Raw genomic sequence first — 23,763 nt, forward strand, 5'->3', positions numbered from 1 at the left:
CGCTGCGCTCCGGTTCTCGCAAGCCACGAGTTTCGGCACGTCATAACCAAAATCTGCGCCCCTCCTTTTAATTGGTTCATAATTTGAATCCGAAAAAGCCCCATGTTTATGAAAACATGGGGCTTTTTTATATTCCGGAGATGGGCTGGTTACGCCTTGGTCTTGATCGTATTGACCACGTTGCCCCATGGATCCACGAAGGTGCTGTTGTTACCGCCGCGCGTATCCTCAAGCTCGACCCAGCCAAGCCCGGTGCGATCCATATCGCGCTTGCCAGCGCCAGCGCTCTGCCAGGCATTGGCAGCGATATGGTGATGGTAGCGCCCGGTGGACATGAACACGGCGCGATCACCATAGGTTTGAACGGTTTGGAGACCGAGTTCATTGTGCCAGAAGGTTTCAGCCTCCTGCGCATTGCCGACACGCAGATGCACATGGCCAACCACCGTATTTTGCGGCGCGCCATCCCACTCTCCGCCCTCACGCTTGATGACATCGAGCAGATTGCCGACATCGAGCGGATCAGTGCTCATGGCAACACGGTCGCCATTCCATTGCCACTCATTGTTCGGACAGTCTGAATAGATTTCGATGCCGTTGCCTTCCGGGTCGGTCAGATAGATCGCTTCGCTCACCTTATGGTCCGATGCACCGCTGACCGGCAACTGCTTGTCGATGGCGCGACGCGACCAGCGCGCAAGGTCTCCTCGCGTCGGCAGCAGGAAAGCCGTGTGATAAAGACCAGCACTGCGCGGATCGTCGGGCTTTGCGGCGGAAAACTGTTCGATTTCCATCAGTTCGCGATCACCTGCACCCAGTACAATCGACGCGCCACGACGGGCCATTTCGCGCAAGCCCACAACATCACGATAATATTCAGCCAATGTTTCCGCATCACGTGCCCTCAAGCCAACACGTGCCACACGCATGGGCGTGGTCATTGCGAATGGAAGCGGAGCGACCGGACGCTCGGTTTCGGCTGCCGCCGCTTTCAAATGCTGTGTCATGTCGCCCTCCTTCGACGGCATTTCTGCACGAACAGGAAGAATGTTGGCCATGACAGCAGTCCCGGCAGCGCCGAGAATCTTACGTCTGCTGATTGCCACCTCATTATCCCCGTCGCGTTTCAAATCTTGCCTAAACATCGCCATTTGGAGCGTGTTTCACAAGATCGCGATCAGCGAACAGGCTGTTCATCATTCGCATGCTTTCTATGCTAAGCATACGACAAGCACGGCTTGAAGAAGTTACAAAGCCTCTCTAAATGGGAAGCCATGAAAGTCAAAGACGCAGATATTCTCATCATCCCCGGCTATACCAATTCCGGCCCCGACCACTGGCAAACCCGTTGGGAGAGCAAACTCTCGACCGCGCGGCGTGTACAGCAGGCCGAGTGGACCAAACCTGTTCGTGACGACTGGATCGGTGAGGTCGTCAAAGCCGCCAATGCAGCAACCAGGCCGATTGTTCTGGTCGCGCATTCGCTCGGCGTTGCAACCGCAGTTCATGCCTTGCCACATTTTCAGCACAAGGTGGCCGGAGCGTTCTTTGTGGCGCCTCCGGACGTTTCAAACGACAAAATCCGCCCCAAGCATCTGATGACGTTCGGTCCTTATCCGCGTGAACGCCTGCCGTTCCCGACGATTACCGTGGTTAGCCGCAACGATCCCTTTTCAAGCTTCGAAGCAGCAGAAGATGTCGTGAAGGATTGGGGCGCAATGCTGATCGATGCTGGTGAATCCGGGCATATCAACTCGGAATCCGGGCATGGACCATGGCCGGAAGGCTCGATGGTATTCGCCGAGTTTATGACGCAGTTGCAGGCGCCGAAGCATCACTGATGTTTACTCATTCTGTATGAAAAGGCGGGCCACGTGCCCGCCTTTTCTTGTTCAGTACCTTGCAATGGAACTAGTCGCGAACCGCTTTCGTCAGCGTTTCCGCTGCAAGGCGGATATAACCGCCATCATTGCTGAGCGTCAGGAAGCGGAAACCAAGCGGAATATAGCGACGTGCAAACTCCGGTGATGGCGAATAGATGCCTGCGATCTTTCCTGCCGCAGCGGCCTTGCGGGCAATATTGCCAATGGGTTCCACAATCGCATCCGAATTCGGGTTGGCTTCGCGACCGTTGCTCCACGCAATGGAGAAATCCGCCGGTCCCACGAAAACACCGTCGATGCCGCGCACATCCAGAATGGCATCCAGCGCATCATAGGCATCGCGCGTTTCAATCATCGCGAAAGCAAGCGTGTCATGATTTGCGGTCGTCAGATAGTCATTGGAACCCGGCGCACCGTAATCCGCATTGGCCCGGAATACGCCCCATGAACGTTCGCCCACCGGCGGATATTTCATCGCGGCAGCAAAGCGGCGGGCATCCTCGACAGAATTGATCATCGGAGCGATGACGGCCTGCGCGCCAAAATCCAGCGCACGGCTTGCCATGTCGAAACGGCCGACAGGAATGCGCACGACCGGCGGCTTACCAGCGTTCAGGATGAGACCGAGAGAGCGAAGAACACTCGCCTCGTCATGGCCGCCATGCTGCATATCGAGCGTTACGGCATCGAAGGCGCTGTGTGCGAGAATTTCTACGGTCAGGGGTTCAGGCAGGGAAGACCATGCAGAAAGCACTGTTTCCCCCGCGCGAAGGCGCGAAGACAACGACATTCGAATTTCCTTCGTTTCAAAGGGATCGGGGCGGAAGTGCCAACTGCTCTTCCGCCCCAAACCATCCATCAATCCTGCTTCACCTGACGAACGGCTTCCTCAAGGAAAGCGAACATCTTTTCGCGGATTGCTTCATCGTTTACGCTAACGCTCGCGGCATCGAAGTCGGCGCGAATTTTGCGGAAAACGTCCTCATCGCCAGCTTCCTCGAAGTCAGCGGCAACGACTTCCTTGGCATAGGCTTCAGCGTCCGCATCCTTCTTGCCAAGCTGCTCGGCAGCCCAAAGTCCCAGAAGCTTGTTGCGGCGTGCCTCCGCCTTGAAGCGCAGTTCCGCATCAAGCGCGAATTTCTTTTCAAAAGCGTCGCGGCGATCATCCATGCCAGTGGTCATTCATAAAGCTCCCAGACTTACAAGTTAGAAGAGACCGTCATCCGTTCTCTTGCCTAAAGCTGGCAAGGGGCGCAAGATTATACAAGAGCTAAAGACTACTTTCTTGCGACTCATGCATAAACTTGCATCAGAAACAGCAAAAACGGGGGAACGGGCACAAAGCAGGATTGTTAAAAGCCCACAATTGCTATAGGTAGCCCGCGAGAATAGCGGCTTAGAGCCGATCACCATAGATATGGAAATCCGAGAAAAGCCATGAACCGTCGCCGCCGTATTTACGAGGGCAAGGCCAAGATTCTTTATGAAGGCCCTGAACCCGGTACGCTCGTCCAATTTTTCAAAGATGATGCAACTGCCTTCAATGCAAAGAAGCATGAAGTCATCGACGGAAAAGGCGTGCTGAACAACCGCATTTCAGAACATATTTTTACCCAGCTCAACCGCATTGGGATTCCAACGCACTTCATCCGCCGCCTCAACATGCGTGAGCAGCTGATCAAGGAAGTGGAAATCATTCCGCTTGAAGTGGTTGTGCGCAATGTTGCAGCCGGTTCGCTGGCCAAGCGCCTTGGCCTTGAAGAAGGCACCGTCCTGCCGCGCTCGATCATCGAGTTCTATTACAAGGCCGACGCGCTCGACGACCCTATGGTCACCGAAGAGCATATCACGGCTTTCGGCTGGGCAAGCCCGCCGGAAATCGACGATATCATGGCGCTCGCCATTCGCGTCAACGACTTCCTCACCGGCCTGTTCCTCGGCATCGGCATCCAGCTTGTCGACTTCAAGATGGAATGCGGGCGGCTGTGGGAAGGCGACATGATGCGCATTGTCGTTGCCGACGAAATTTCACCGGACTCGGCACGTCTTTGGGATCTCAGCACCAATGACAAACTAGACAAGGACCGTTTCCGCCGCGATATGGGCGGACTGGTCGAGGCCTATCAGGAAGTGGCGCGCCGTCTCGGCATCATGAACGAGAACGATACGCCGCGTCCAGCCGGCCCCACACTTGTAAAGTAAATGATCCGCCCAGCCCGGAAGGGCATGATCCTGACAGTCGACACGGTTTTCGGATAAGATCATGCCAGAACAAACCTTTCGGGCTGTTTCATTCGTTCTAAAATTGCAGGAACTATAGAGTGATCAAGGCACGCGTCACCGTTACACTGAAAAACGGCGTTCTCGACCCGCAGGGCAAGGCCATCGTCGGCGCGCTCGGCAGCCTCGGTTTCGACGGCGTCAGCTCGGCCCGTCAGGGCAAGGTGTTCGATCTGGAACTGGAAGGCTCGGACAAGGCCAAGGCCGAAGCGGACCTCAAGGCCATGTGCGAGAAGCTGCTCGCCAACACCGTGATCGAAGATTATTCTATCGCCATCGCCTGAGCCCAATAAAGGAAGCAGATGCCATGAAATCCGCAGTCATTCTCCTTCCCGGTCTCAATCGCGATCGCGACATGATCGCAGCGCTTACCAAGATTACCGGGCAGGCGCCGGTGACCGTCTGGCAGACCGATACGAGCATTCCCGACGATGTGGACCTGATTCTGATTCCGGGCGGCTTCTCCTATGGTGACTATCTGCGTTGCGGTGCGATTGCAGCCCGTATGCCGGTGATGCAGGCCGTGCGCGAGAAAGCCGAAAAAGGCGTCATGGTCATGGGCGTGTGCAACGGTTTCCAGATCCTCGTCGAAGCCGGACTTCTGCCTGGCGCGCTGATGCGCAATGCTTCGCTGAAGTTCGTCTGCCGCGAAGTGAAGCTCGAAGTAACCAACGCCAACACGTCGTTCACGCGCGGCTACAAGCCGGGCCAGATCATCCGCTGCCCGGTCGCGCATCATGACGGCAATTATTTCGCCGATGCCGAAACGCTGAAGCGTATCGAAGGTGAAGGCCAGGTTGTGTTCCGCTATGCCGAAGGCACCAATCCGAATGGATCGGTCAACGACATTGCCGGTATCGTCAACGCACGCGGCAATGTGCTCGGCATGATGCCGCATCCGGAAAACCTGATCGAAGCGGCCCATGGCGGCGATGACGGTCGGGCGCTCTTCGCGGGCGCGCTTGGCATCGCGGCGTAAGCTGGCAAACAGATAAACGGAAAAGGCGGCTCCAATCGAGTCGCCTTTTTTATTGCGCCCGCTCTGCCGCCTCCACCGCAAAACTGCACTGGCAAAGCATCTATTTTCGTGGCAGCTTGGCTTCGGGAGGGTTCCAGCGGAAGAGAAAACGTCGGGATCGCCCCATATTTGTTTCACGCATTTTCCCAGCACAAAGCGTTCACATTTTTGCTGGAAATGCCTCGCACATTTTAGCGATAACGAATCAGGGGAACTTCATTCATGCAGCTTTATTCCAGACCTCTTTCCCCTTACTCGGCCTTTGTCCGTGGGGTTCTTTACCTGAAAGATCTGCCATTCAAGCCGATGAACCTGCCCTACCCGTTTCCGGCTGATTTCGGCAATATCACGCCGCTCCGCCGCATTCCGGTGCTGATTACCAGCTCCGGCGAGACGCTGTTCGAGGGAGCAGTGATCGCCGAATATCTCGAAGACCATTTTCCGGAAGTATCCGTACTGCCCGGCACGCCGCGCGAACGCGCGCTCGCACGCCTGCTGGCCCGCGTAACGGAACTGGAAGTGCTTGGCCCTGCGATGAAGCTGTTCATCCTGCTAAGCAAGCCCGAGCGCGACAATGCAACCATCGAACGCCTGTTCGACAAGATGCATACCGGCCTGAAAGTGGTTGAAAGCCGTCTTTCGGACAAGCCTTATGCCGCCGGAGACGAACCAACCCTTGCGGATTGCTGGCTCTTGCCGGTGCGTTTCCTGATGGAACCGTTGAAGAAGCTCTCGGGCAAAGCGGATTTGCTGGACGAATTCCCGAAATTTGATGCATATGCCGCCAAGGCAAAACAGCATCCGGCTTTCGAGCGCATCTGGAACGAGATGAGCGACGGGCTGAAAGCCTTCATGCCGCAACTCGCCTGACACTGTTTACCCCCGCCCACCTCTCATGCGTGCCTTCAAAAAGGCACGCACTATCGGAGCCCCTCCTTGAAGACCAAGACTTTCGCTCTTCTGGCCCTCCCGGCCATTGCAATGCTTGCAGCCTGCACTTCCAGCAAGCCCACGGGGCCCATCGCCGTCGATGCCAGCAAGGCGGCACTACCAACAATGGAACGCATTGCGCTGGCAGCAAATAGCTGCTGGTTCAAATCCAGGGACAAGGATTTCCGTGGCTACACACTTGCGCCGGAGCTGAATTCCTTTACCGGACGTCCGCGCATTCTGGTCGTGCCAGCCCGCAATCCGGCATCTCGTCCGCTGCTTGTGGTGCAGGCGCAAGGCAATCCGGCTCGCGTCGAAGCCTTCGGTCCCATGATGCAGGAAAGCCATGGCGGACGCATCGCCGCCGATGTCAACCGCTGGTCTTCGGGCCAGAGCGGCTGCCAGTAACATCAAAATGCGTCGCGGAAAGCTGCTTTCCGCGACGCATCTCAACGCAAGTGAAAACGCACCTTGCGCGCTTCGCGCTCTGCTTCGTCGCGCTGTAGCCCGATGTCGCGCAACTGATCGTCCGTCAGCTCGCCCAAGGCGATCCGGGTGCGCCGCAGCATCATTCGATAAGATACCCAGTTTAAAAAGCGGCTTATATATCCGACTTGCGGCCGGGAGGCCGTTGTCAGATTAACCTGCAATCCTTTTGGCAAGTCCGTGATACTATCTGCCACTGGAACGGGAAGAATTGTATCTATTGTCTCGGTCTGCGGTCTGAAGTAGAACATTGTCTCGGTCCATTTCATTGCCAGTTGGCCCAGTTGGGAGCTGGGAAGCAGTCGAGGCAAACCCTATGTTTGCTTAGACATCTTCATTGTCACCAAGCAGCGACAAATTGACTCTACAATTGACTTAACAATAGGTACAATTTATAAGTTGTCACCATGACAAATTGGATTCCAGACCTTGCCGGCAAATCCGGCCCGTTTTACCTGCAGCTTGCCGATGCCATTGAAGAGGCTATCGGGAATGGTGGATTGCCAGCGGGGGCCAAGCTTCCCCCGCAACGGAATCTGGCATTCGACTTGAAGGTGACAATCGGTACAATCGGCCGTGCCTATGCCCTGGCCCATGAGCGCGGCCTTGTGACGGGCGAAGTCGGCCGGGGAACCTATGTGTTGGGTGAAGAACCCGCAGACAATGCGCTGTCTGCCTCCGGCATCGCTGGCACAAAGCCTGCTGATGTCCCATCCGGGAAAATACGCTTCGACACCACGGCAGCACCGGATGTCGGCCAGCATGAAGTTCTGGCCAAAATCAACGCCGAGATTCATCGGGATTTTCCGCAGGATATTGCAAGCTATTCGCGCTACTTCCCGCAGCACTGGCTGGAAGCCGGGCAAAAATGGCTTTCACGCGCTGACTGGCGGCCAGACCTCGACAACATTGTCGTCACCAATGGCGCGCAGGCTGCAAGCATCGCCATCATTACGGCTTTCACCAATCCGGGCGATCGCATCCTGTTCGAGAATCTGACTTATGCGCAGATCAGCCGTTCCGTGCGCCTTCTCGGTCGCCGGACCATTCAGGCCGGTCTGGATGAATACGGCCTGATCCCGGAAGAATTCGAACGCGCCTGCCGCCAGCAGCATCCCACCCTCGCCTTTCTGATGCCGACGCTGCACAATCCGACTTTATCCGTCATGCCGGAAGAACGGCGTCGCGCCATTGCCGACATCGCGAGGCGTTACAATGTCTGGCTTATCGAAGACGATATCTATGGCGTCATGTGCGACAGCCAGATTCCACCCTTGGCAAGTTTTGCGCCTGAACGCACCTTCGTCGTCTCCGGTCTATCGAAAGCCGTTGCCGCGGGGATACGCAGCGGCTGGGTCGCCTGCCCTGCGCATTGCGCGCAACGGGTGAAGGTAACCCACAAGATGGTCACGGGCGGCGCAGCCTTCCTGCTCGCCGAAACCGGCGCGCAGCTTGTATTGTCCGGTGAGGCAGACGCCATTCATAGCAAATGCCGCGAAGAAACGGTCATCCGCGAAAAAATGGCGAGAGAAATCTTCGACGGTTTCGATTTCGTATCCCGTCCAACAGTTCCATTCCTGTGGATGGGACTGCCCGAGCCGTGGCTTTCAGGCACGTTCAAAGCGGCCGCCTATGAAAGCGGAATCCTGATCGATGACGAGGATGAGTTCAAGGCCGGACGTGTCGATCAGATCTATCACCGCGTCCGCATTGCTTTCTCTTCTCCGGCTGATCGCAACGTCGTCGAAAACTGTTTTCTGACGCTCCGTCGCCTGCTCGAAAACGAACAGGCAGGATATGAGGGGAGTGTCTGACGGGCTCGGTCTCGCATTATCATTATCGATATACGATTGGGCCGGGAAAGCGGTATTTTCCTGTCGCACTTCATGAAAACTTAGGGTAAAGAGGCGCCTTGAAACCTTAGGCGCCAGTCTTCGGCAGAAGGCTTTCGGGTGCCGCAGCCTGCGACGGGGTTCCCCATTTCCATGACTATTTCCAATATGCGAGACATCACGCCGGAACTGATCGAAGCGCATGGTCTTAAGCCGGACGAGTATCAGCGCATTCTTGAACTGATCGGACGCGAGCCCACCTTCACAGAGCTCGGAATTTTCTCGGCCATGTGGAACGAGCACTGCTCCTACAAGTCCTCCAAGAAATGGCTTCGCACGCTTCCGACAACCGGACCGCGCGTTATTCAGGGCCCCGGCGAAAACGCAGGCGTAGTGGATATCGGCGACGGCGATTGCGTCGTCTTCAAGATGGAAAGCCACAACCATCCGTCCTACATCGAGCCCTATCAGGGTGCGGCGACCGGCGTTGGCGGCATTTTGCGCGACGTGTTCACCATGGGCGCGCGTCCCGTTGCGGCAATGAATGCGCTGCGCTTTGGCGAACCTGACCACCCGAAGACCCGTCACCTCGTATCGGGCGTCGTTTCCGGCGTCGGCGGCTATGGCAATGCCTTTGGCGTGCCGACCGTTGGCGGCGAAGTGAATTTCGACAAGCGTTATAACGGCAATATTCTAGTCAACGCCTTTGCTGCCGGTCTTGCCAAGCATGACGGCATTTTCCTGTCGGAAGCCAAGGGCGTCGGCCTGCCGGTCGTCTATCTGGGCGCCAAGACGGGTCGCGACGGTGTCGGCGGTGCGACCATGGCATCGGCTGAATTTGACGAGTCGATTGAAGAAAAGCGCCCGACCGTTCAGGTGGGCGATCCCTTCACCGAAAAATGCCTGCTTGAAGCCTGCCTTGAACTGATGGCCTCCGGCGCCGTGATTGCCATTCAGGATATGGGTGCTGCCGGTCTGACGTGCTCTGCCGTCGAAATGGGCGCCAAGGGCGATCTCGGCATCGAACTCATTCTCGACCATGTTCCCGTTCGCGAAGAGAACATGACGGCCTATGAAATGATGCTTTCGGAAAGCCAGGAGCGCATGCTCATGGTTCTGAAGCCCGAAAAAGAAGCAGAAGCGCAGGCGATCTTCCGCAAGTGGGGTCTCGACTTCGCCATTGTCGGCAAGACGACCGACGACCTTCGTTTCCGCGTCATTCATCAGGGTGAGGAAGTCGCCAACCTGCCGATCAAGGATCTGGGCGACGAAGCGCCGGAATATGATCGTCCGTGGATGGAACCGGGCAAGCACGCGCCGCTCCCTGCCAGCAATGTGCCGCAGGTGGAAGACTATTCGGCAGCCCTTCTCAAGCTCATCGGTTCGCCTGACCTTTCGTCGCGTCGCTGGGTCTATGAACAGTACGATACGCTCATTCAGGGCAATTCGCTGCAGGTTCCGGGCGGCGACGCCGGTGTGATCCGCGTTGAAGGCCATGACACCAAGGCTCTCGCCTTCTCGTCGGACGTGACGCCGCGTTATTGCGAAGCGGACCCATTTGAAGGCGGCAAGCAGGCTGTGGCCGAATGCTGGCGCAACATCACGGCGACCGGCGCGGAGCCTCTGGCTTCGACCGACAATCTGAACTTCGGCAATCCTGAAAAGCCGGAAATCATGGGCCAGCTCGTCAAGGCCATCGAAGGCATCGGTGAAGCCTGCCGTGCGCTGGATTTCCCGATCGTCTCGGGCAATGTCTCGCTTTATAACGAAACCAACGGTCAGGCTATTCTGCCAACACCGACCATTGCAGGCGTGGGCCTCATTCCGGATTGGTCGCAGACCGCCAAGATCGGCGGCATGCAGGACGGCGACACACTGGTTCTGCTTGGCGGCGACGGCACGCATCTCGGCCAGTCGGTTTACCTGCGCGATCTGTTCGACCGTGCCGATGGCCCTGCCCCGACAGTCGACCTTGCGCTTGAAAAGCGTAACGGCGAGTTCGTTCGTTCAGCTATCCGCAACAGTCAGGTTACGGCCTGTCATGACCTCTCCGATGGGGGGCTGGCGATTGCCGTCGCGGAAATGGTGATCAAGTCTGGCAAGGGCGCAGAACTCGATGCCGGTGACGGCCTGACGCACGCGGTCCTTTTCGGTGAAGATCAGGCGCGCTATGTCGTCGCGGCCACGGCGGAAATGGCAAAGCTCATTGCCCTCAATGCCGAAGGCGCAGGCATTCCGTTCCGCGTTCTCGGTACTGTTGGCGGCGACCGCCTGAAGATTGGTGATAGTGTCGATGTCAGCGTTGCCGATCTGACCGACGCCTTTGAAGGCTGGTTCCCGGGCTTCATGAGCGGCGAGCCGGTCAGCGATAACTGACCCGATTTCGCATCACTGATACCTTTTGCCGCCCGGTTGGAACTCCCGTCCGGGCGGTTTGCTTGTCTTGGATTTAAACGTTAGACAGATGTTTGTTGACGTTCCACGATGGTGCGTTACGATTCGATAAAACGATAAGAAGATGCTGGAAACGGCGGGAGATTTTACATGGCTATGGACGCACATGAGATCGAAAAACTGATACGCGAGGGGATTCCCGACGCAAAGGTGACGATCCGCGACCTTGCCGGAGACGGAGACCATTATGCCGCCGAAGTTGTCGCGGAAAGTTTCCGTGGCAAGTCCCGTGTGCAGCAGCACCAGATGGTCTATGATGCGCTGAAGGGCAATATGGGTGGTGTGCTTCATGCACTTGCCTTACAGACAAGCGTACCGGAATAACGGAAGGTCGTTTCAGGGGAGCCTGTTTCGAGAAGCAAATCCTGCTGCGGCAAGATGCAGCTCCCCTTGATACGGATTTCTCAAGCATTTGACTTGCTTTCAGCCAAACAGGGTGGTTACCAGCATTCAAATGACTATATTGGGAAAGACCTCCCATTTTGCGCCGAAATTTGCCTCGGCGTATTTGTTTAGCGCATAATCCTGTCCGAAAAGTCAGGCAACTTTTCGGGGTTATGCTTGGAAAGGACCACAAATGACCGGCATCAACGATTTCATCGATAATGAAGTGAAGACCAACGACGTCGTGCTTTTCATGAAGGGCACACCGGGTTTCCCGCAGTGCGGTTTCTCCGGTCAGGTGGTCCAGATTCTTGACTATCTCGGCGTGGACTACAAAGGCGTCAACATCCTTTCCTCAGACGAGCTGCGTCAGGGCATCAAGGAATACTCCAACTGGCCAACTATTCCTCAGCTTTATGTGAAGGGCGAATTTGTCGGCGGCTGCGATATCGTGCGTGAAATGTTCCAATCGAGCGAACTGCAGGCACTTTTTACCGATAAGGGTATTGCCACCAAGGCCGCTTGAGGATTAATTGCCGAATATACGGCTTTAGCCTCACCTTTTTCCAAAGGCGCCGTTCGACGGCGCCTTTTGCGTTTGCTGGATGCTTCAACGACGGATTTCCATCTGTCGGCTTCTGCTTTCTAAATTTTGTCTTTCGCATCGTGTCTTTTAGACGCGGCGCGCCATTTTGCCAGGGAATCCCAGTCATGCCGCTCGACATCAAGAACGGTTCGCCGGACCAGAAAACCTCCATGCGTGGGCGCGGCGAGTTCATCGCGCTCATCGCAGCCATCATGGCCATCAATGCGCTCGCCGTCGACATCATGCTGCCCGGCCTGCCGCAGATCGGTACAAGCCTTGGCGTTCAGTCCGAAAATCACGTCCAGTTCGTCATCACCGCCTATCTGCTCGGCTTTGGCGTTTCGCAGCTGTTCTATGGACCGCTGAGCGACCGCTTCGGTCGCAGGCTGCCGCTGTTCGGCGGGCTCGTCATCTACATTCTGGCAGCTTTGGGATCGGCCATCGTCACCGATTTCACGACGCTTATCATCCTGCGCGTCTTGCAGGGGCTTGGCGCTGCCGCCACCCGCGTGATCGCCGTATCCGTCGTTCGCGACAAGTTTGCCGGTCGTCAGATGGCGGAAGTCATGTCACTTGTCATGATGGTATTCATGATCCTGCCGGTCGTTGCGCCTGCAACCGGCCAGCTCATCATGCTTTTCGGCGAATGGCACCTGATTTTCCTGTCGATGGCCGTGATGGCGCTTATCGTCGGCATATGGGCGTTCCTTCGCCTGCCCGAAACCTTGCCCGCATCCAACCGGCGCCCACTGACGGTCAAGAGCGTGGTCGGCGGGTTCGGGATCGTTCTTTCGAACCGCGTCGCGCTGTTCTACATGCTCGGCACGTCGTTCATTCTCGGGGCGCTGTTCGGCTATATCAATTCCGCGCAGCAGATTTTCGTCGATATTTACAAGCTTGGCGCCCTGTTTCCGCTGGCTTTCGCGGCTGTCGCCATGACGCTGGCGCTTGCCTCATTCATGAACTCACGTTTGGTCGGCCGCTACGGCATGCGGCGGATTTCCCAGACCATGCTGCTGGTCTTCACCGGATTCAGCCTTTTGTGGATGATTCTGTCGGTCACGATGGACGGGCCCGTTCCCTTCCCGATCCTCATGGCGATTTACATGATCATCATGTTCTCGTTCAGCCTCGTGACTGCCAATTTCAATGCGCTGGCGATGGAGCCGCTTGGCGAGGTTGCCGGAACCGCCTCCTCTGTTCTGGGCTTTGCCCAAACGGTGATCGGCGCGGCATTGGGCGCTATCATCGGCCAGGCGTTCGACGGCACGACCACGCCGGTTGCAACCGGCTATTGCGTGCTCGGATTTGTGGCCCTTGGCTGCGTGCTGATTGCCGAACGCGGACGGTTGTTCAGGGTGCAAAACCCGCCTGCAGAACACGTGATCTGACGATAAAGAAAACCCGCACGGGCTGGCAATGCTACGTGCGGGTCACATTCTTTACGTAAGTGAAACGGGTTGGGAGTCCGCGCTTCCAACCCACTCCGTCAATATAATGCGCGATAATGCGCGACTTCCAAAAACATAAGATAGAGGCCCCGGCCTGCTATTCTTCCCAAAGCGCAGTCTGAATCGACTGCCAGCTATCCCTGCTCGGCGCCACCAGAAGACCGCCGCCGGTGTGGGACGGCAAATATGCACTTCCATCCCAGCGCGCCAGATAGCCGCCCGCTTCCTGATGGATCAGGGCGCCCGGAAGATGGTCCCAAGGCATCAGCTTGTTGTAGACCGCGAAATGCGCGCCGCCGGTTGCGATAATTCGATATTCGTGTGCCGCGCAACGATAACCGATCTGCGACAGAAACTTGGTGTGGTTGCGTGCCAGACGCGACCGCATAGGCTCGGCCGTGTACTGCCAGGAAATTGAGCCGATCATCTGGTTAATCGAGGCCGGCTCGGCAACGCTGACCTTGCTTGCCTCACCGTTGGAATGGCGGATGTAGGTCCCGCCACCCTTTGAAGCCATGATCCAGTCATTGCCGACCGGATCATGGATGATACCGGCCACGGTTTCGCCTTTCGACACCACCGCGAGCATCACGCCGAAAAGCGGAACGCCGGACGCAAAGTTGAAAGTACCGTCGACCGGATCGATTGTGAAGGCAAGTTCCGTATCGCCCAGTCCGTCCAGCAGTGATTCATTATCAGAGCAGGCTTCCTCGCCGACAATCACCGCATCGGCAAAGCGCTCCTTAAGCTTGGCGGTGATGAACCGTTCAGCATTCACATCCGCTTCCGTCACCAAATCGGCGGGTGAAGTCTTCTGCCGGATATCACCGACATCCAGCCTGCGGAATCGCGGCATGATTTCCTGACGCGCCGCATCTGCCAGCAGATCCGCCAACCAGTCCATCTGCCCTTCATCAAAGCGCATGATCACCCCCGTCATTCAATGTCAGTCCCGCAAAATCGAACAGCTTGCGATCCAGCAGATGGCTTGGACGAACATTCGTCATAGCCCGGATCATAGTGTCCTTGCGCCCCGGCATACGCTTCTCGATGTCGGTCAACATGGCCTTCATTGCATTGCGCTGAAGCCCTTCCTGACTGCCGCACAGATCGCACGGGATGATCGGAAACTGCATTGCTGTTGCAAACTTTTCCAGATCCTCCTCCGTAGCATAAGCCAGCGGACGGAACACCATCAGGTCTCCTTCATCGTTCAAAAGCTTCGGGGGCATCGCAGCCAGCCGCCCGCCATGGAACAGGTTCATGAAGAAGGTTTCGAGGATATCTTCCCGATGATGCCCAAGAACGATCGCTGAACAGCCCTCTTCACGCGCGATGCGATAGAGGTTCCCTCGGCGCAGGCGCGAGCAGAGCGAGCAATAGGTGCTCGTTTCCGGCAGTTTGTCGGTCACGATCGAATAAGTATCCTGATATTCGATCCGGTGCTCGATTTCATACCGTTTCAGGAAGTCCGGCAATATGTGCTTCGGAAAATTCGGCTGGCCCTGATCCAGATTCACGGCCAGCAGCTCAACCGGCAGCAGACCGCGCCATTTGAGATCGAGCAACAGCGCAAGCAGGCCATAGGAATCCTTGCCGCCTGACAGGCACACCATCCAGCGCTCGCCGGGCTTCACCATCGAGAAATCCTCGACGGCCTGACGCGTCAGACGCAAAAGACGTTTGCGCAGCTTGTTGAACTCGACCGTGGTCGGCACATCGCGGAATAACGGATGACAGCCGTCGCTGCCTGCGTTCTCAGCAATATCTGGATCGAAAGCGTTCATGGTGCGTCCCGAAAACGATTGAAGATGTTGAAGGCTTAATAGCGAAAACTGACCGCAGGGAAAACCGCCAAACCGGGATTCACTGCACGAAAATACTGCGTGCAAGAAAAAAGCCGCGCTGCATGTACAGCGCGGCTTTTCGAGTTCGGCATATATCCAGCGCAGCTGAGTGCGCCAGATCGCGCTTGGGATTAACGCGAATAGAATTCGACGACGAGGTTCGGTTCCATCTGGACGGCGTAAGGCACATCCGAAAGGGTCGGAACGCGGGAATAGGTCGCAACCAGCTTGTTATGGTCGACTTCGATGTATTCCGGAACATCACGTTCTGCGAGCTGTACAGCTTCGAGAACGATAACCAGCTGCTTCGACTTTTCGCGAACTTCAACAACGTCACCGGCCTTCAGGCGGTAGGACTGGATGTTGACGCGGCGACCGTTCACATTCACGTGGCCATGGTTGATGAACTGGCGGGCAGCGAAGATCGTCGGAACAAACTTGGCGCGATATACGACTGCGTCGAGGCGCGATTCCAGCAGACCGATCAGGTTTTCACCGGTGTCGCCCTTGCGGCGAGCGGCTTCTTCGTAGGTCTTGCGGAACTGCTTTTCGGAGATGTCGCCGTAGAAGCCCTTGAGCTTCTGCTTTGCGCGGAGCTGTACACCGAAGTCCGACAGCTTGCCCTTGCGGCGCTGGCCGTGCTGGCCTGGGCCATATTCACGACGGTTTACCGGGGACTTCGGACGGCCCCAGATGTTTTCGCCAAGACGGCGATCAATTTTGTACTTAGCGGATTCGCGCTTGCTCATCGCATTTCCTTCAAAAGGTTATAGCGCCCGGAGGCGCTGGAGGAAACGCGCCCTCCTCTGCCCTCTGTTTTAGAGGACTGACAGGATGAAGCGCGCGAGCGCAATCTTCATCCACGGGACACGTCAAATGAAACGCCGGCACGAAACGCGCCAGCGATGGGCGGCTTTTAGTCATGTAGCTGTTATCTTGTCAAGCTCAAGCAGCCGGAAAAGCCTGAAAAACCGGTCTGCAAGACCTGTTTCCTACCATTTGCTACGACCTGCCATCAAGCGTGAAGGAACGTCCTTGCTTGTTCCATCATTAGACATGACGGAACCGCAACTCATGAGGCATCAATGGCTTTGTCTTTTTTTCTGCCCGGCAAGGGTGCATTCACCGCTCTCTTTGCGGCGGGCCTTGTTGCAATACCCTGTTTTTCGGGCATCGGTTCCGGCGAGGCACAGGCACAAACTTTCATCGAACGTATTCTGAAACAAGATGCCCAAAAGGCAAAACAGCATCGCCAACGCCCGCCGGCAAAGCGTAGCCAGAAGAAATCGCCTCAGAAACAGCAGGCAACATCGCAGCCTGCAAGTACCCCGACAAAACCCAAACCCGCTCCCGGCGTTACAATACCCGTTCCGATGCCTGCGCCCCGTTCAGAAGATGCGGCAAATAAGGGTTTGGAACCGGAAACTCCACCCGTTCCAACGGAAAAGCCGGAAGCAGAGCCCGAAACACAACCGCCGGCCAGGCCTGCTCCTTCAACACCGGCACAGGAAGAGCCGCCAAAACCAGCTGATAACCCGAAACCGACGGATGACAAAGCGCAAGAGGCGAAACCCGGCCCTGATCAGCAGCCAAAGCCGGAAAAGGACGAACGTATCTATCAGGTAGCCTGCCCGGCGCTGATTTCCGGCGAAGTTGAGGGCAAGCTGTTACCCCCGATCAAGGATGGAGAACAATGTGGAGCGCACTCCCCGTTGTCCCTGACCGCCATTGGCAAGGATGAACCGCTGAAATTCGCCAATCCTGTAACAACAAACTGCGCAATGGCCGTTACGCTGGCGCAGTGGAGCCGCGAGGTGAGCAAAGCGGCCCGGGATATTTACGGTCCGGATTCAAAGATCTCGGAGATAGGCACCGGTTCAGATTACCAATGCCGAAAGGTAAACGGCGCTTCGTCGGGACGGGTTTCCGAACACGCCTTTGCCAACGCGCTCGACATCATGGCGTTCAAATTTTCGGATGGCAGCAAGACCGAGCTGGAGAGCGGCTGGAACGGCTCGGATAAGGAAAAGGCTTTCTGGCGTGCGGTCCACAGCGCCAGCTGCAAGCTTTTCATGACAGTCATCGGCCCGGACGGCGATGCTGCACATCGCACCAACATGCACCTCGATCAAGGTTGCCATGGCAAATCCTGCCTTGCGCGCATCTGCCAGTAGGATATTGTCGTAAGCATTGGAAATTCATAAAAAAACCAAATCGCTTGTCTAAGCTAATTCGCATTATCGATTTAGCTCTTTATCTTTAAGAGTATTCCCAGCATAAATGCGAAGCGCTTTTGCGTGGGATAATGAATATAAATAAAAGAGACCAAGCGGTTCTATGATTTCGTGTTAACTGGCAGCGCTCTAACAGTCGGCTATTTTCTAAAAGGATGTGAGCATGAAACCGACCCAAATTATACTTTCTACTATTTTTACATTTGGATTTATTGCAGCAGCTCACGCAGACGCGATTCCCAAACGTTCCAAGGATTTCACAACAAACTATCAAATGCTTGTCAAAGATCGAAAGGCGTCACCGCAAGTGGCTGACTGTATTGCCACCGCGTACGATTTTGTGAAGAAGAGTAAAAAATACGATCGTCTTGGATTCACCCAAGATGATATCTCATCTGCCAAAACCGATGACAAATCGTCCGAGTTCAGCACCAGAGATCCACGCAAGGTTTCCGCTGTTATCTCTGTTCCTGGCGAAGCGCGTATCAAGCGCATTGGCTATAAATGGGATGATGTTGCGGTGCGTTGCGGCATCACCAATGGCAAACTACAAGCCATTGAATTCGTGCAGACAAAGGCTGCGAAATAAGCAGATCAGTCTGGCGGAAATACTGGAGCGATCCACTTAATCGCTCCAACTATTTTTATACACATTTCGTTTTTGTGAATATTTCCAGCAAAACTATTTCGCGCTTTTGCTGGAAATACTCCGGAACAATTAGGAATTTTTGTCGTCGGAGACATGGTCCGGCAGGTTTTTTCGTTTGGTTTCTGCAAACTCTTCCAGTTCCTTCTCGGTCATTGATTCATACATTTCTTTCGACGCGCCGAAGAGTTCGCTTTTCTTGATTTCACCCCGTTTGGCAGCAAGCGCTGCGCCGGCTGCTTTCTGTTGGGCCTGTGATTTTGCGGGCATGGGATTTCCTCCTGTTTGAAAGACAAACGCAAACGGAGCGAGACCGGTTCCCTTTTAATCAACGCTTCCATCAAAGCGCGAGCGTGCATCGCGAAGTAAAGCCCGGTTTTTGACGGCCCATTGGCCAAGAACGTCAATGGGAATGGCCAGAGAATGTCCGAGTTCGGTTAGCGCATATTCCACCTCGGGCGGAGATGTCGGGCGAACATGACGGGACACAAGGCCATCCCGCTCCAAGGAGCGCAACGTAACCGTCAACATACGTTGAGAAATCCCCTCAATAGCACGTCGCAATGCATTGAAACGCATCGAGCCTTCCTGAAGATTGAAAATGACGAGGATGCTCCATGTGTCGCCCACGCGGTCCAGCACTTCGCGGATTGGACAGGAACCGTCACCATCGGTTTCAAAAGCAGGTGTCGACGAGAGCAAAGGTGTCTTGCCATCTGGACGTGTCGGTATCGTCATCTTGTTTCTCCGGGGGAACCGGCTTGCAGACCGGCGTTCCTTCTCATTATCGATGCCGGTGCATTTTCAGCATAAATGCGAGGCTTGTTACGGCGAATAGCATTAGAAAACATAGTGTTATACCAGCTCTGGAATGATGACTTTAACACACATCATTCTCGAACCCGTCTTTGAGGCGGTTACTTCCATGTATCCTGACCATGTAAAAGTGCGTTCTTCACAAGCCTGTAGGCATGGCCTATGTGGTTATCCAAAATAACCTGATTATGAAACATACCTTAATTCATTCGATATAAGAAGGTCGGAAAGGAAAATGCCATGACCAAGATCGCACTGATCGGCGCAACAGGTTTCGTAGGCGCTGCAATCCTCAAGGAAGCTGCTGCGCGCGGCGACCAGGTTACGGCACTTGTTCGTCACCCGGAGAAAGTCGAAAAGCTGCCCAATGTGACGGCGGTAACGGCTGACGTGTTCGATACCGATACGCTTGCAAAACAGCTTGCAGGGCATGACATCGTGATTTCCGCCTACAATCCGGGCTGGAGCGATCCAGAAATTCGCGAGAAGCATATCAAAGGCAGCCGTTCGATAACGGAAGCCACCAGGAAGGCAGGCATCAAGCGCCTTATAGCAGTCGGTGGCGCGGGCAGCCTTTCCATTGATGGCAACCAGCTGGTCGACTCGCCTGAATTCCCGGCTGAGTGGAAGCAAGGCGCGCTCGGTGCCCGTCAGGCGCTCGACGATTTGCGCGGTGAGAAAGAACTGGAATGGTCATTCGTGTCGCCCGCGATCATTCTTCAGCCGGGCGAACGCACTGGCAAATACCGGCTCGGCGGCGACGAACCTGTTTTCGACGACAAGGGTGAAAGCAAGATTTCAGTTGCCGATCTGGCCGTCGCTATTCTGGACGAGGCTGAAAAAGGCCAGCACATTCGCAAGCGTTTCACCGCCGCCTATTGATGCCAATCACAAAAACGCCCTATTTTTGACAGGCGTTCGCCGCAAAATCGGTGGTGAAATACGCACATCACCACCGATTTTTAGCGCAAAAAGACGGCAAAACGGGCTCGCCCGCGTTTTGCCTTAATTATCTCAAACCAGCTCCACGTCCACGACGCCCTGAATGGATTTCATGGCACTGGCGATCTGCGGGCTGACGCGATAGCGATGCGGCAGCTCGATCTCGACTTCCCGCTGGCCGTTATCCTTGATGATGATGAAACTCACCTGCCCGTCACCGCGCGTGTTGAAATGCGGGGCGATATGCCGAACCGCATCGGCGGAGCGCAGGTAAAGCCGCAACGCCTTCTGCATGCGGCAGGCTTCGTCTTCAAGCGACTGCACCGTCTGGATGCGCAAGCCGATACCTTCCGGGCGATTTTCCGCCTGAACCGTGATTACCACCGACTTGCCGCTTTCCAGAAGATCACGATATTGCGCGAGCCCCTCAGAAAACAGGACCGCTTCGAACTGCCCGCTGGCATCGGACAATTGCACAATACCCATCTTGTTGCCGGTGCGGGTCTTGCGTTCCTGCCGAGCGGTCACGGTTCCCGCCAGACGACCGGCATTGGCGCCGCGTTTCACGGCTGCGGAAAAATCCGCCCAGCTCTGAACACGCATGCGGTTCAGCACATCACGATATTCATCAAGGGGATGGGCTGAAAGATAGAAGCCGACCGCCTGAAACTCGCGGTGCAGCATTTCCGATGGCAGCCAGGGAGCCGCCTGCGGCAGGATAAGCGTTTCCTTCGGAGCGCCTGACAGGCCGAAAATATCGGACTGGCCGCTTGCGGCATTTTCCTGCGTGCGCTGGGCAAAGCCCATGATGCGGTCCATGCCTGCGCTCATGGCCGGGCGCTCGCGACCGAAACAATCCATCGCCCCGGCATTGATGAGACTTTCCAGCACGCGCCGGTTGACGATGCGCGGATCGACCCGCTCGCAAAAATCCTCAAGGCTTTCAAAAGGCTTCTCGGCACGCACCTCGACAATATGATCGACCGCCGCCTCGCCCACGCCCTTGATGGCGGCAAGCGAATAGAAAATCTGCTTTTCGCCCACTTCAAACGGACGGAAGGACGTCATCACCGAAGGCGGCACGACCTCGATGCCCAGACGGTTCGCCTCGCGGCGGAAATCGTTGAGCTTGTCGGTGTTCGACATATCGTAGGTCATCGACGCGGCGATGAACTCGACCGGATAATGCGCCTTCATATAGGCCGTCTGGTAGGAGACGATGGCATAGGCGGCGGCGTGCGACTTGTTGAAGCCGTAGTCGGCGAACTTGGCCAGCAGGTCGAAGATCATATTGGCCTGTGCCTTGTCGACACCGCCCTCGATCGCGCCATCCACGAAACGGACACGCTGCTTGTCCATTTCCTCGCGGATCTTCTTGCCCATGGCGCGGCGCAAAAGGTCAGCTTCACCGAGCGAATAGCCCGAAAGCACCTGCGCGATCTGCATCACCTGTTCCTGATAGACGATAACGCCCTGCGTTTCCTTGATCAGGTGATCGATTTTCGGGTGAATGGAGGCGATCTCCTCCTCACCATTCTTGCGCGCATTATAGGTCGGGATGTTCTCCATCGGACCGGGGCGATAAAGCGCCACAAGCGCGATGATATCCTCAATCCGGTCCGGGCGCATGCCGAGAAGCGCCTTGCGCATACCGGCACTTTCAACCTGGAACACGCCGACGGTTTCGCCGCGCGACAGCATTTCATAGGTCAGCGGATCATCGAGCGGTATATGAGACAGATCGATGTCGATGCCCTTGCGCGCCACCAGTTTGACCGCCGTTTCAAGAACAGTCAGCGTCTTGAGGCCAAGAAAGTCGAACTTGACCAGCCCCGCCTGCTCAACCCATTTCATGTTGAACTGGGTGACCGGCATGTCGGAACGCGGATCGCGATACATCGGCACCAGTTCCGACAGCGGACGGTCACCGATCACGATGCCGGCGGCATGGGTCGAGGCGTGGCGGTAAAGCCCTTCGAGCTTGAGCGCCATGTCGAGGAGGCGACCGACGACCGGCTCCTTTTCGCGCTCCTCATTGATCTTCGGCTCGGTTTCGATGGCCTGCGCCAATGATACCGGGTTGGCCGGGTTCTGCGGCACCAGTTTGCAGAGACGATCAACCTGTCCGTAAGGCATTTCCAGAACGCGACCGACATCGCGCAACACGGCGCGCGCCTGCAGGGTTCCGAAAGTGATGATCTGTGCGACCTGATCGCGCCCGTACTTTCCCTGCACATAGCGGATCACCTCTTCACGGCGATCCTGACAGAAATCGATATCGAAATCGGGCATCGAGACGCGATCCGGGTTGAGGAAGCGTTCGAAAAGCAGAGAGAATCGCAACGGATCGACGTCGGTGATGGTAAGCGCATAGGCGACGAGAGAACCGGCACCGGAACCGCGGCCCGGCCCGACCGGAATGCCATGGGCCTTCGCCCATTTGATAAAGTCCGCAACGATCAGGAAGTAACCTGGGAATTTCATGCGGGTGATGATGCCGATCTCATATTCGAGCCGTTCGGCATATTGTTCCGTCGTATAGCCTTCTGCGAGACCTGCTGTCTCAAGCCGCATCTTCAGGCCGTCACGGGCCTGGCGCGCCAGCTCGTCGGCCTCTGCCTGAACGGCCGCCTCCGGATCATCGGATTCCCCGGTAAACCGCGGCAGGATCGGCTTGCGGGTCTGCGTGTACCAGCTGCAACGCTCTGCAATTTCGACCGTGTTGTCGAGCGCTTCCGGCAGATCGGCAAAAAGTGCGGTCATTTCCGCACGGCTTTTCAGATGATGGTCCGGCGTCAGACGGCGACGATCATCGTTTGAGAGAATCTGGCCTTCCGCAATGGCCAGAAGTGCGTCATGAGCCTCGAAGTCTTCCGCCTTGAGAAAGAAAGCCTCGTTGGTGGCCACCAAAGGCAGATCCATCTCATAGGCAAGCGCAACCGTCTTTGCTTCAAGCATGCGGTCGTAGCCTGCCTGACGCTGCAACTCGACATAAAGCCGGTCGCCAAAGGCTTCCCGCAGGAAAGCAAGCCGCGCCTGTGCCCTGTCGGGACGGTCGGCAGCAAAAGCGCGCCCGATTGGTCCCAGTGCACCGCCGGAAAGAACAATGACATCTTTCGACAATGGCGGTAGCCAGTCCGCTTCGACATGCACCGGATCACCTGCCGGTGTTTCCAGAAACGCGCGGCTGACGAGCCGCACAATATTCGCATAGCCCACTTCCGTTGCCGCGAGCAGCACGATTGGAGCAAGGTCCAGCACAGTCCTGCGATTGACGCTGCGGCCATTATCATTGTGATCGCCGAAGGCAACATCGAGCTGACAGCCGATAATGGGTTGCAAACCGTCTTTCGATGCCTTCTGCGCAAATTCGAGCGCACCGAACAGATTGTTGGTGTCGGTGACCGCGATAGCCGGCGCCTCGTCGGCAATCGCCTGTTTGATGATCTTGCCGAGCGGCAATGCGCCTTCCAGCAAGGAATAGGCCGAGTGTACCCGCAGATGCACAAAACGTGGCGCCAAAGCACCGTCTTTTGCTGCATTGCCTGCTGCCGCATCACTCATTCCATAGACCCCGATCATCTGCCGAGCCGCCCGGATGGACATACATCCGGCGCTCTAAATCCATGCATCCGGCCCTGCGAAAATCGTTTCCGATCTTCAAGCCGATGCCGAAGCCGCCTGATAGCACATTGCTCCAGTGATGGACCACATTGTCCATCGCGGCTGGCGACTCTGTCGCCCGATAATGTCAGTTTCGGGGAATGACGCAGCGATGTCCAGCGGGACTATCGCTACCTTGCGACGGGTTCACAGGAACCCGCAGAGCATTTCCAGTTTTTCCGGAGTTTCTGGCAATGCTCTATCTCTTCATCACATGTCCCGGTGCTCAAGAACGGTTTCCCCGCTTCTGGCAGACATGCTCTATTTCCTTCAAATAGCGCTCACCCAGATGGCGAAAGTTGCGATGAACA

At 56.2% G+C, this 23,763-nt stretch carries 24 protein-coding genes; 14 read left to right on the forward strand and 10 right to left on the reverse strand.

Translation table 11 applies throughout. The annotated features are described in order from the left end of the window. Positions 1-149 precede the first annotated feature (149 nt). Entirely contained in the window at positions 150-1,106 is a 957-nt protein-coding gene (locus JNC70_RS09145; RefSeq protein ID WP_374788581.1) for a VOC family protein, read from the reverse strand. 168 nt (positions 1,107-1,274) lie between these two features. Between JNC70_RS09145 and JNC70_RS09150 the strand changes: the two genes are divergently transcribed. Further along, a complete protein-coding gene (locus tag JNC70_RS09150; RefSeq protein ID WP_104754070.1) occupies positions 1,275-1,841 on the forward strand; it encodes an alpha/beta hydrolase in 567 nt (188 codons plus the stop codon). Positions 1,842-1,911: 70 nt separating this feature from the next. Here the strand turns inward: JNC70_RS09150 and JNC70_RS09155 are convergent, their stop codons facing one another. Beyond that, a complete protein-coding gene (locus JNC70_RS09155) occupies positions 1,912-2,679 on the reverse strand; it encodes an HpcH/HpaI aldolase family protein (RefSeq protein ID WP_208623414.1) in 768 nt (255 codons plus the stop codon). Positions 2,680-2,741: 62 nt separating this feature from the next. After that, positions 2,742-3,065 carry a DUF1476 domain-containing protein gene (locus tag JNC70_RS09160; protein WP_104754068.1) on the reverse strand — a complete coding sequence of 108 codons (324 nt, stop codon included), beginning with the start codon at positions 3,063-3,065 and terminating at the stop codon, positions 2,742-2,744. A gap of 255 nt (positions 3,066-3,320) precedes the next feature. Here JNC70_RS09160 and purC point away from each other — a divergent pair, with 255 nt between their 5' ends. The 5 genes from purC to JNC70_RS09185 all read left to right on the forward strand — a co-directional run bounded on the left by purC (position 3,321) and on the right by JNC70_RS09185 (position 6,519). Further along, positions 3,321-4,085, forward strand: coding sequence for a phosphoribosylaminoimidazolesuccinocarboxamide synthase (gene purC / locus JNC70_RS09165; RefSeq protein WP_104754067.1), 765 nt, complete (start codon positions 3,321-3,323; stop codon positions 4,083-4,085). A 119-nt stretch (positions 4,086-4,204) separates the two neighbouring features. Continuing rightward, positions 4,205-4,447, forward strand: coding sequence for a phosphoribosylformylglycinamidine synthase subunit PurS (gene purS / locus JNC70_RS09170; protein ID WP_008935658.1), 243 nt, complete (start codon positions 4,205-4,207; stop codon positions 4,445-4,447). A gap of 23 nt (positions 4,448-4,470) precedes the next feature. Beyond that, complete coding sequence (gene purQ / locus JNC70_RS09175; protein ID WP_104754066.1) at positions 4,471-5,142, forward strand: phosphoribosylformylglycinamidine synthase subunit PurQ; 672 nt, start codon at positions 4,471-4,473, stop codon at positions 5,140-5,142. A 261-nt stretch (positions 5,143-5,403) separates the two neighbouring features. Continuing rightward, complete coding sequence (locus tag JNC70_RS09180) at positions 5,404-6,051, forward strand: glutathione S-transferase family protein (protein ID WP_104754065.1); 648 nt, start codon at positions 5,404-5,406, stop codon at positions 6,049-6,051. Between the two features lie 66 nt (positions 6,052-6,117). Further along, on the forward strand, positions 6,118-6,519 hold the full coding sequence (locus JNC70_RS09185) for a hypothetical protein (protein WP_104754064.1): 402 nt from the start codon (positions 6,118-6,120) through the stop codon (positions 6,517-6,519). A 41-nt stretch (positions 6,520-6,560) separates the two neighbouring features. On the opposite strand, the gene JNC70_RS09190 is transcribed toward JNC70_RS09185, so the two are convergent. Next, positions 6,561-6,866, reverse strand: a complete 306-nt coding sequence (locus JNC70_RS09190; protein ID WP_104754063.1) for a DUF1127 domain-containing protein — start codon at positions 6,864-6,866, stop codon at positions 6,561-6,563. Positions 6,867-7,004: 138 nt separating this feature from the next. Between JNC70_RS09190 and JNC70_RS09195 the strand changes: the two genes are divergently transcribed. From JNC70_RS09195 to JNC70_RS09215, 5 genes are all read left to right on the forward strand, one after another. Further along, positions 7,005-8,411 (forward strand): aminotransferase-like domain-containing protein, encoded by a 1,407-nt coding sequence (locus JNC70_RS09195; RefSeq protein WP_104754062.1) that lies wholly within the window; start codon positions 7,005-7,007, stop codon positions 8,409-8,411. A gap of 171 nt (positions 8,412-8,582) precedes the next feature. Then, on the forward strand, positions 8,583-10,805 hold the full coding sequence (gene purL, locus JNC70_RS09200) for a phosphoribosylformylglycinamidine synthase subunit PurL (RefSeq protein WP_104754061.1): 2,223 nt from the start codon (positions 8,583-8,585) through the stop codon (positions 10,803-10,805). A 168-nt stretch (positions 10,806-10,973) separates the two neighbouring features. Beyond that, positions 10,974-11,207, forward strand: coding sequence for a BolA/IbaG family iron-sulfur metabolism protein (locus JNC70_RS09205; protein WP_006466620.1), 234 nt, complete (start codon positions 10,974-10,976; stop codon positions 11,205-11,207). Between the two features lie 253 nt (positions 11,208-11,460). Beyond that, positions 11,461-11,793 carry a Grx4 family monothiol glutaredoxin gene (gene grxD, locus JNC70_RS09210; protein ID WP_104754060.1) on the forward strand — a complete coding sequence of 111 codons (333 nt, stop codon included), beginning with the start codon at positions 11,461-11,463 and terminating at the stop codon, positions 11,791-11,793. A 185-nt stretch (positions 11,794-11,978) separates the two neighbouring features. Further along, positions 11,979-13,244, forward strand: coding sequence for a multidrug effflux MFS transporter (locus JNC70_RS09215; RefSeq protein ID WP_104754059.1), 1,266 nt, complete (start codon positions 11,979-11,981; stop codon positions 13,242-13,244). Between the two features lie 157 nt (positions 13,245-13,401). Here the strand turns inward: JNC70_RS09215 and JNC70_RS09220 are convergent, their stop codons facing one another. From JNC70_RS09220 to rpsD, 3 genes are all read right to left on the reverse strand, one after another. Further along, positions 13,402-14,229 (reverse strand): inositol monophosphatase family protein, encoded by an 828-nt coding sequence (locus JNC70_RS09220; protein WP_104754058.1) that lies wholly within the window; start codon positions 14,227-14,229, stop codon positions 13,402-13,404. After that, the gene (gene ttcA / locus JNC70_RS09225) at positions 14,219-15,091 is read right to left on the reverse strand and encodes a tRNA 2-thiocytidine(32) synthetase TtcA (RefSeq protein ID WP_104754057.1); all 873 of its coding nucleotides are present in this window, start codon (positions 15,089-15,091) and stop codon (positions 14,219-14,221) included. Before ttcA ends, JNC70_RS09220 begins: the two co-directional genes overlap by 11 nt. Positions 15,092-15,282: 191 nt before the next feature. Beyond that, complete coding sequence (gene rpsD, locus JNC70_RS09230) at positions 15,283-15,900, reverse strand: 30S ribosomal protein S4 (RefSeq protein WP_104754056.1); 618 nt, start codon at positions 15,898-15,900, stop codon at positions 15,283-15,285. A 336-nt stretch (positions 15,901-16,236) separates the two neighbouring features. On the opposite strand from rpsD, the gene JNC70_RS09235 reads away from it, so the two are divergent. Both JNC70_RS09235 and bspC read left to right on the forward strand, forming a co-directional pair. Further along, entirely contained in the window at positions 16,237-17,325 is a 1,089-nt protein-coding gene (locus JNC70_RS09235; RefSeq protein ID WP_104754055.1) for an extensin-like domain-containing protein, read from the forward strand. 223 nt (positions 17,326-17,548) lie between these two features. Further along, complete coding sequence (gene bspC / locus JNC70_RS09240; protein ID WP_104754054.1) at positions 17,549-17,974, forward strand: type IV secretion system effector BspC; 426 nt, start codon at positions 17,549-17,551, stop codon at positions 17,972-17,974. 129 nt (positions 17,975-18,103) lie between these two features. Here the strand turns inward: bspC and JNC70_RS09245 are convergent, their stop codons facing one another. Together JNC70_RS09245 and JNC70_RS09250 are read right to left on the reverse strand one after the other, a co-directional pair. Continuing rightward, positions 18,104-18,301: a DUF3008 family protein gene (locus JNC70_RS09245; protein WP_104754053.1), complete on the reverse strand. Its 198-nt coding sequence runs from the start codon at positions 18,299-18,301 to the stop codon at positions 18,104-18,106. A 54-nt stretch (positions 18,302-18,355) separates the two neighbouring features. Beyond that, a complete protein-coding gene (locus JNC70_RS09250; RefSeq protein ID WP_104754052.1) occupies positions 18,356-18,769 on the reverse strand; it encodes a winged helix-turn-helix transcriptional regulator in 414 nt (137 codons plus the stop codon). Between the two features lie 318 nt (positions 18,770-19,087). Between JNC70_RS09250 and JNC70_RS09255 the strand changes: the two genes are divergently transcribed. Beyond that, positions 19,088-19,729, forward strand: coding sequence for an NAD(P)-dependent oxidoreductase (locus JNC70_RS09255; protein ID WP_104754051.1), 642 nt, complete (start codon positions 19,088-19,090; stop codon positions 19,727-19,729). Positions 19,730-19,861: 132 nt separating this feature from the next. Here the strand turns inward: JNC70_RS09255 and dnaE are convergent, their stop codons facing one another. Next, positions 19,862-23,353, reverse strand: coding sequence for a DNA polymerase III subunit alpha (dnaE, locus tag JNC70_RS09260; protein ID WP_104754111.1), 3,492 nt, complete (start codon positions 23,351-23,353; stop codon positions 19,862-19,864). Between the last annotated feature and the right edge of the window lie 410 nt (positions 23,354-23,763).

Source organism: Brucella oryzae, assembly GCF_041929965.1.
Classification (GTDB): Bacteria; Pseudomonadota; Alphaproteobacteria; order Rhizobiales; family Rhizobiaceae; genus Brucella; species Brucella oryzae.

Coding starts and splice junctions, on each gene's coding strand:
- JNC70_RS09150 (WP_104754070.1), top strand. CDS start 1,275: ATGAAAGTCAAAGACGCAGATATTCTCATCATCCCCGGCTATACCAAT.
- JNC70_RS09160 (WP_104754068.1), bottom strand. CDS start 3,065: ATGACCACTGGCATGGATGATCGCCGCGACGCTTTTGAAAAGAAATTC.
- purC (WP_104754067.1), top strand. CDS start 3,321: ATGAACCGTCGCCGCCGTATTTACGAGGGCAAGGCCAAGATTCTTTAT.
- purQ (WP_104754066.1), top strand. CDS start 4,471: ATGAAATCCGCAGTCATTCTCCTTCCCGGTCTCAATCGCGATCGCGAC.
- JNC70_RS09180 (WP_104754065.1), top strand. CDS start 5,404: ATGCAGCTTTATTCCAGACCTCTTTCCCCTTACTCGGCCTTTGTCCGT.
- JNC70_RS09190 (WP_104754063.1), bottom strand. CDS start 6,866: ATGAAATGGACCGAGACAATGTTCTACTTCAGACCGCAGACCGAGACA.
- JNC70_RS09195 (WP_104754062.1), top strand. CDS start 7,005: ATGACAAATTGGATTCCAGACCTTGCCGGCAAATCCGGCCCGTTTTAC.
- purL (WP_104754061.1), top strand. CDS start 8,583: ATGACTATTTCCAATATGCGAGACATCACGCCGGAACTGATCGAAGCG.
- JNC70_RS09205 (WP_006466620.1), top strand. CDS start 10,974: ATGGCTATGGACGCACATGAGATCGAAAAACTGATACGCGAGGGGATT.
- grxD (WP_104754060.1), top strand. CDS start 11,461: ATGACCGGCATCAACGATTTCATCGATAATGAAGTGAAGACCAACGAC.
- JNC70_RS09215 (WP_104754059.1), top strand. CDS start 11,979: ATGCCGCTCGACATCAAGAACGGTTCGCCGGACCAGAAAACCTCCATG.
- JNC70_RS09220 (WP_104754058.1), bottom strand. CDS start 14,229: ATGCGCTTTGATGAAGGGCAGATGGACTGGTTGGCGGATCTGCTGGCA.
- ttcA (WP_104754057.1), bottom strand. CDS start 15,091: ATGAACGCTTTCGATCCAGATATTGCTGAGAACGCAGGCAGCGACGGC.
- rpsD (WP_104754056.1), bottom strand. CDS start 15,900: ATGAGCAAGCGCGAATCCGCTAAGTACAAAATTGATCGCCGTCTTGGC.
- JNC70_RS09235 (WP_104754055.1), top strand. CDS start 16,237: ATGGCTTTGTCTTTTTTTCTGCCCGGCAAGGGTGCATTCACCGCTCTC.
- bspC (WP_104754054.1), top strand. CDS start 17,549: ATGAAACCGACCCAAATTATACTTTCTACTATTTTTACATTTGGATTT.
- JNC70_RS09245 (WP_104754053.1), bottom strand. CDS start 18,301: ATGCCCGCAAAATCACAGGCCCAACAGAAAGCAGCCGGCGCAGCGCTT.
- JNC70_RS09250 (WP_104754052.1), bottom strand. CDS start 18,769: ATGACGATACCGACACGTCCAGATGGCAAGACACCTTTGCTCTCGTCG.
- JNC70_RS09255 (WP_104754051.1), top strand. CDS start 19,088: ATGACCAAGATCGCACTGATCGGCGCAACAGGTTTCGTAGGCGCTGCA.
- dnaE (WP_104754111.1), bottom strand. CDS start 23,353: ATGAGTGATGCGGCAGCAGGCAATGCAGCAAAAGACGGTGCTTTGGCG.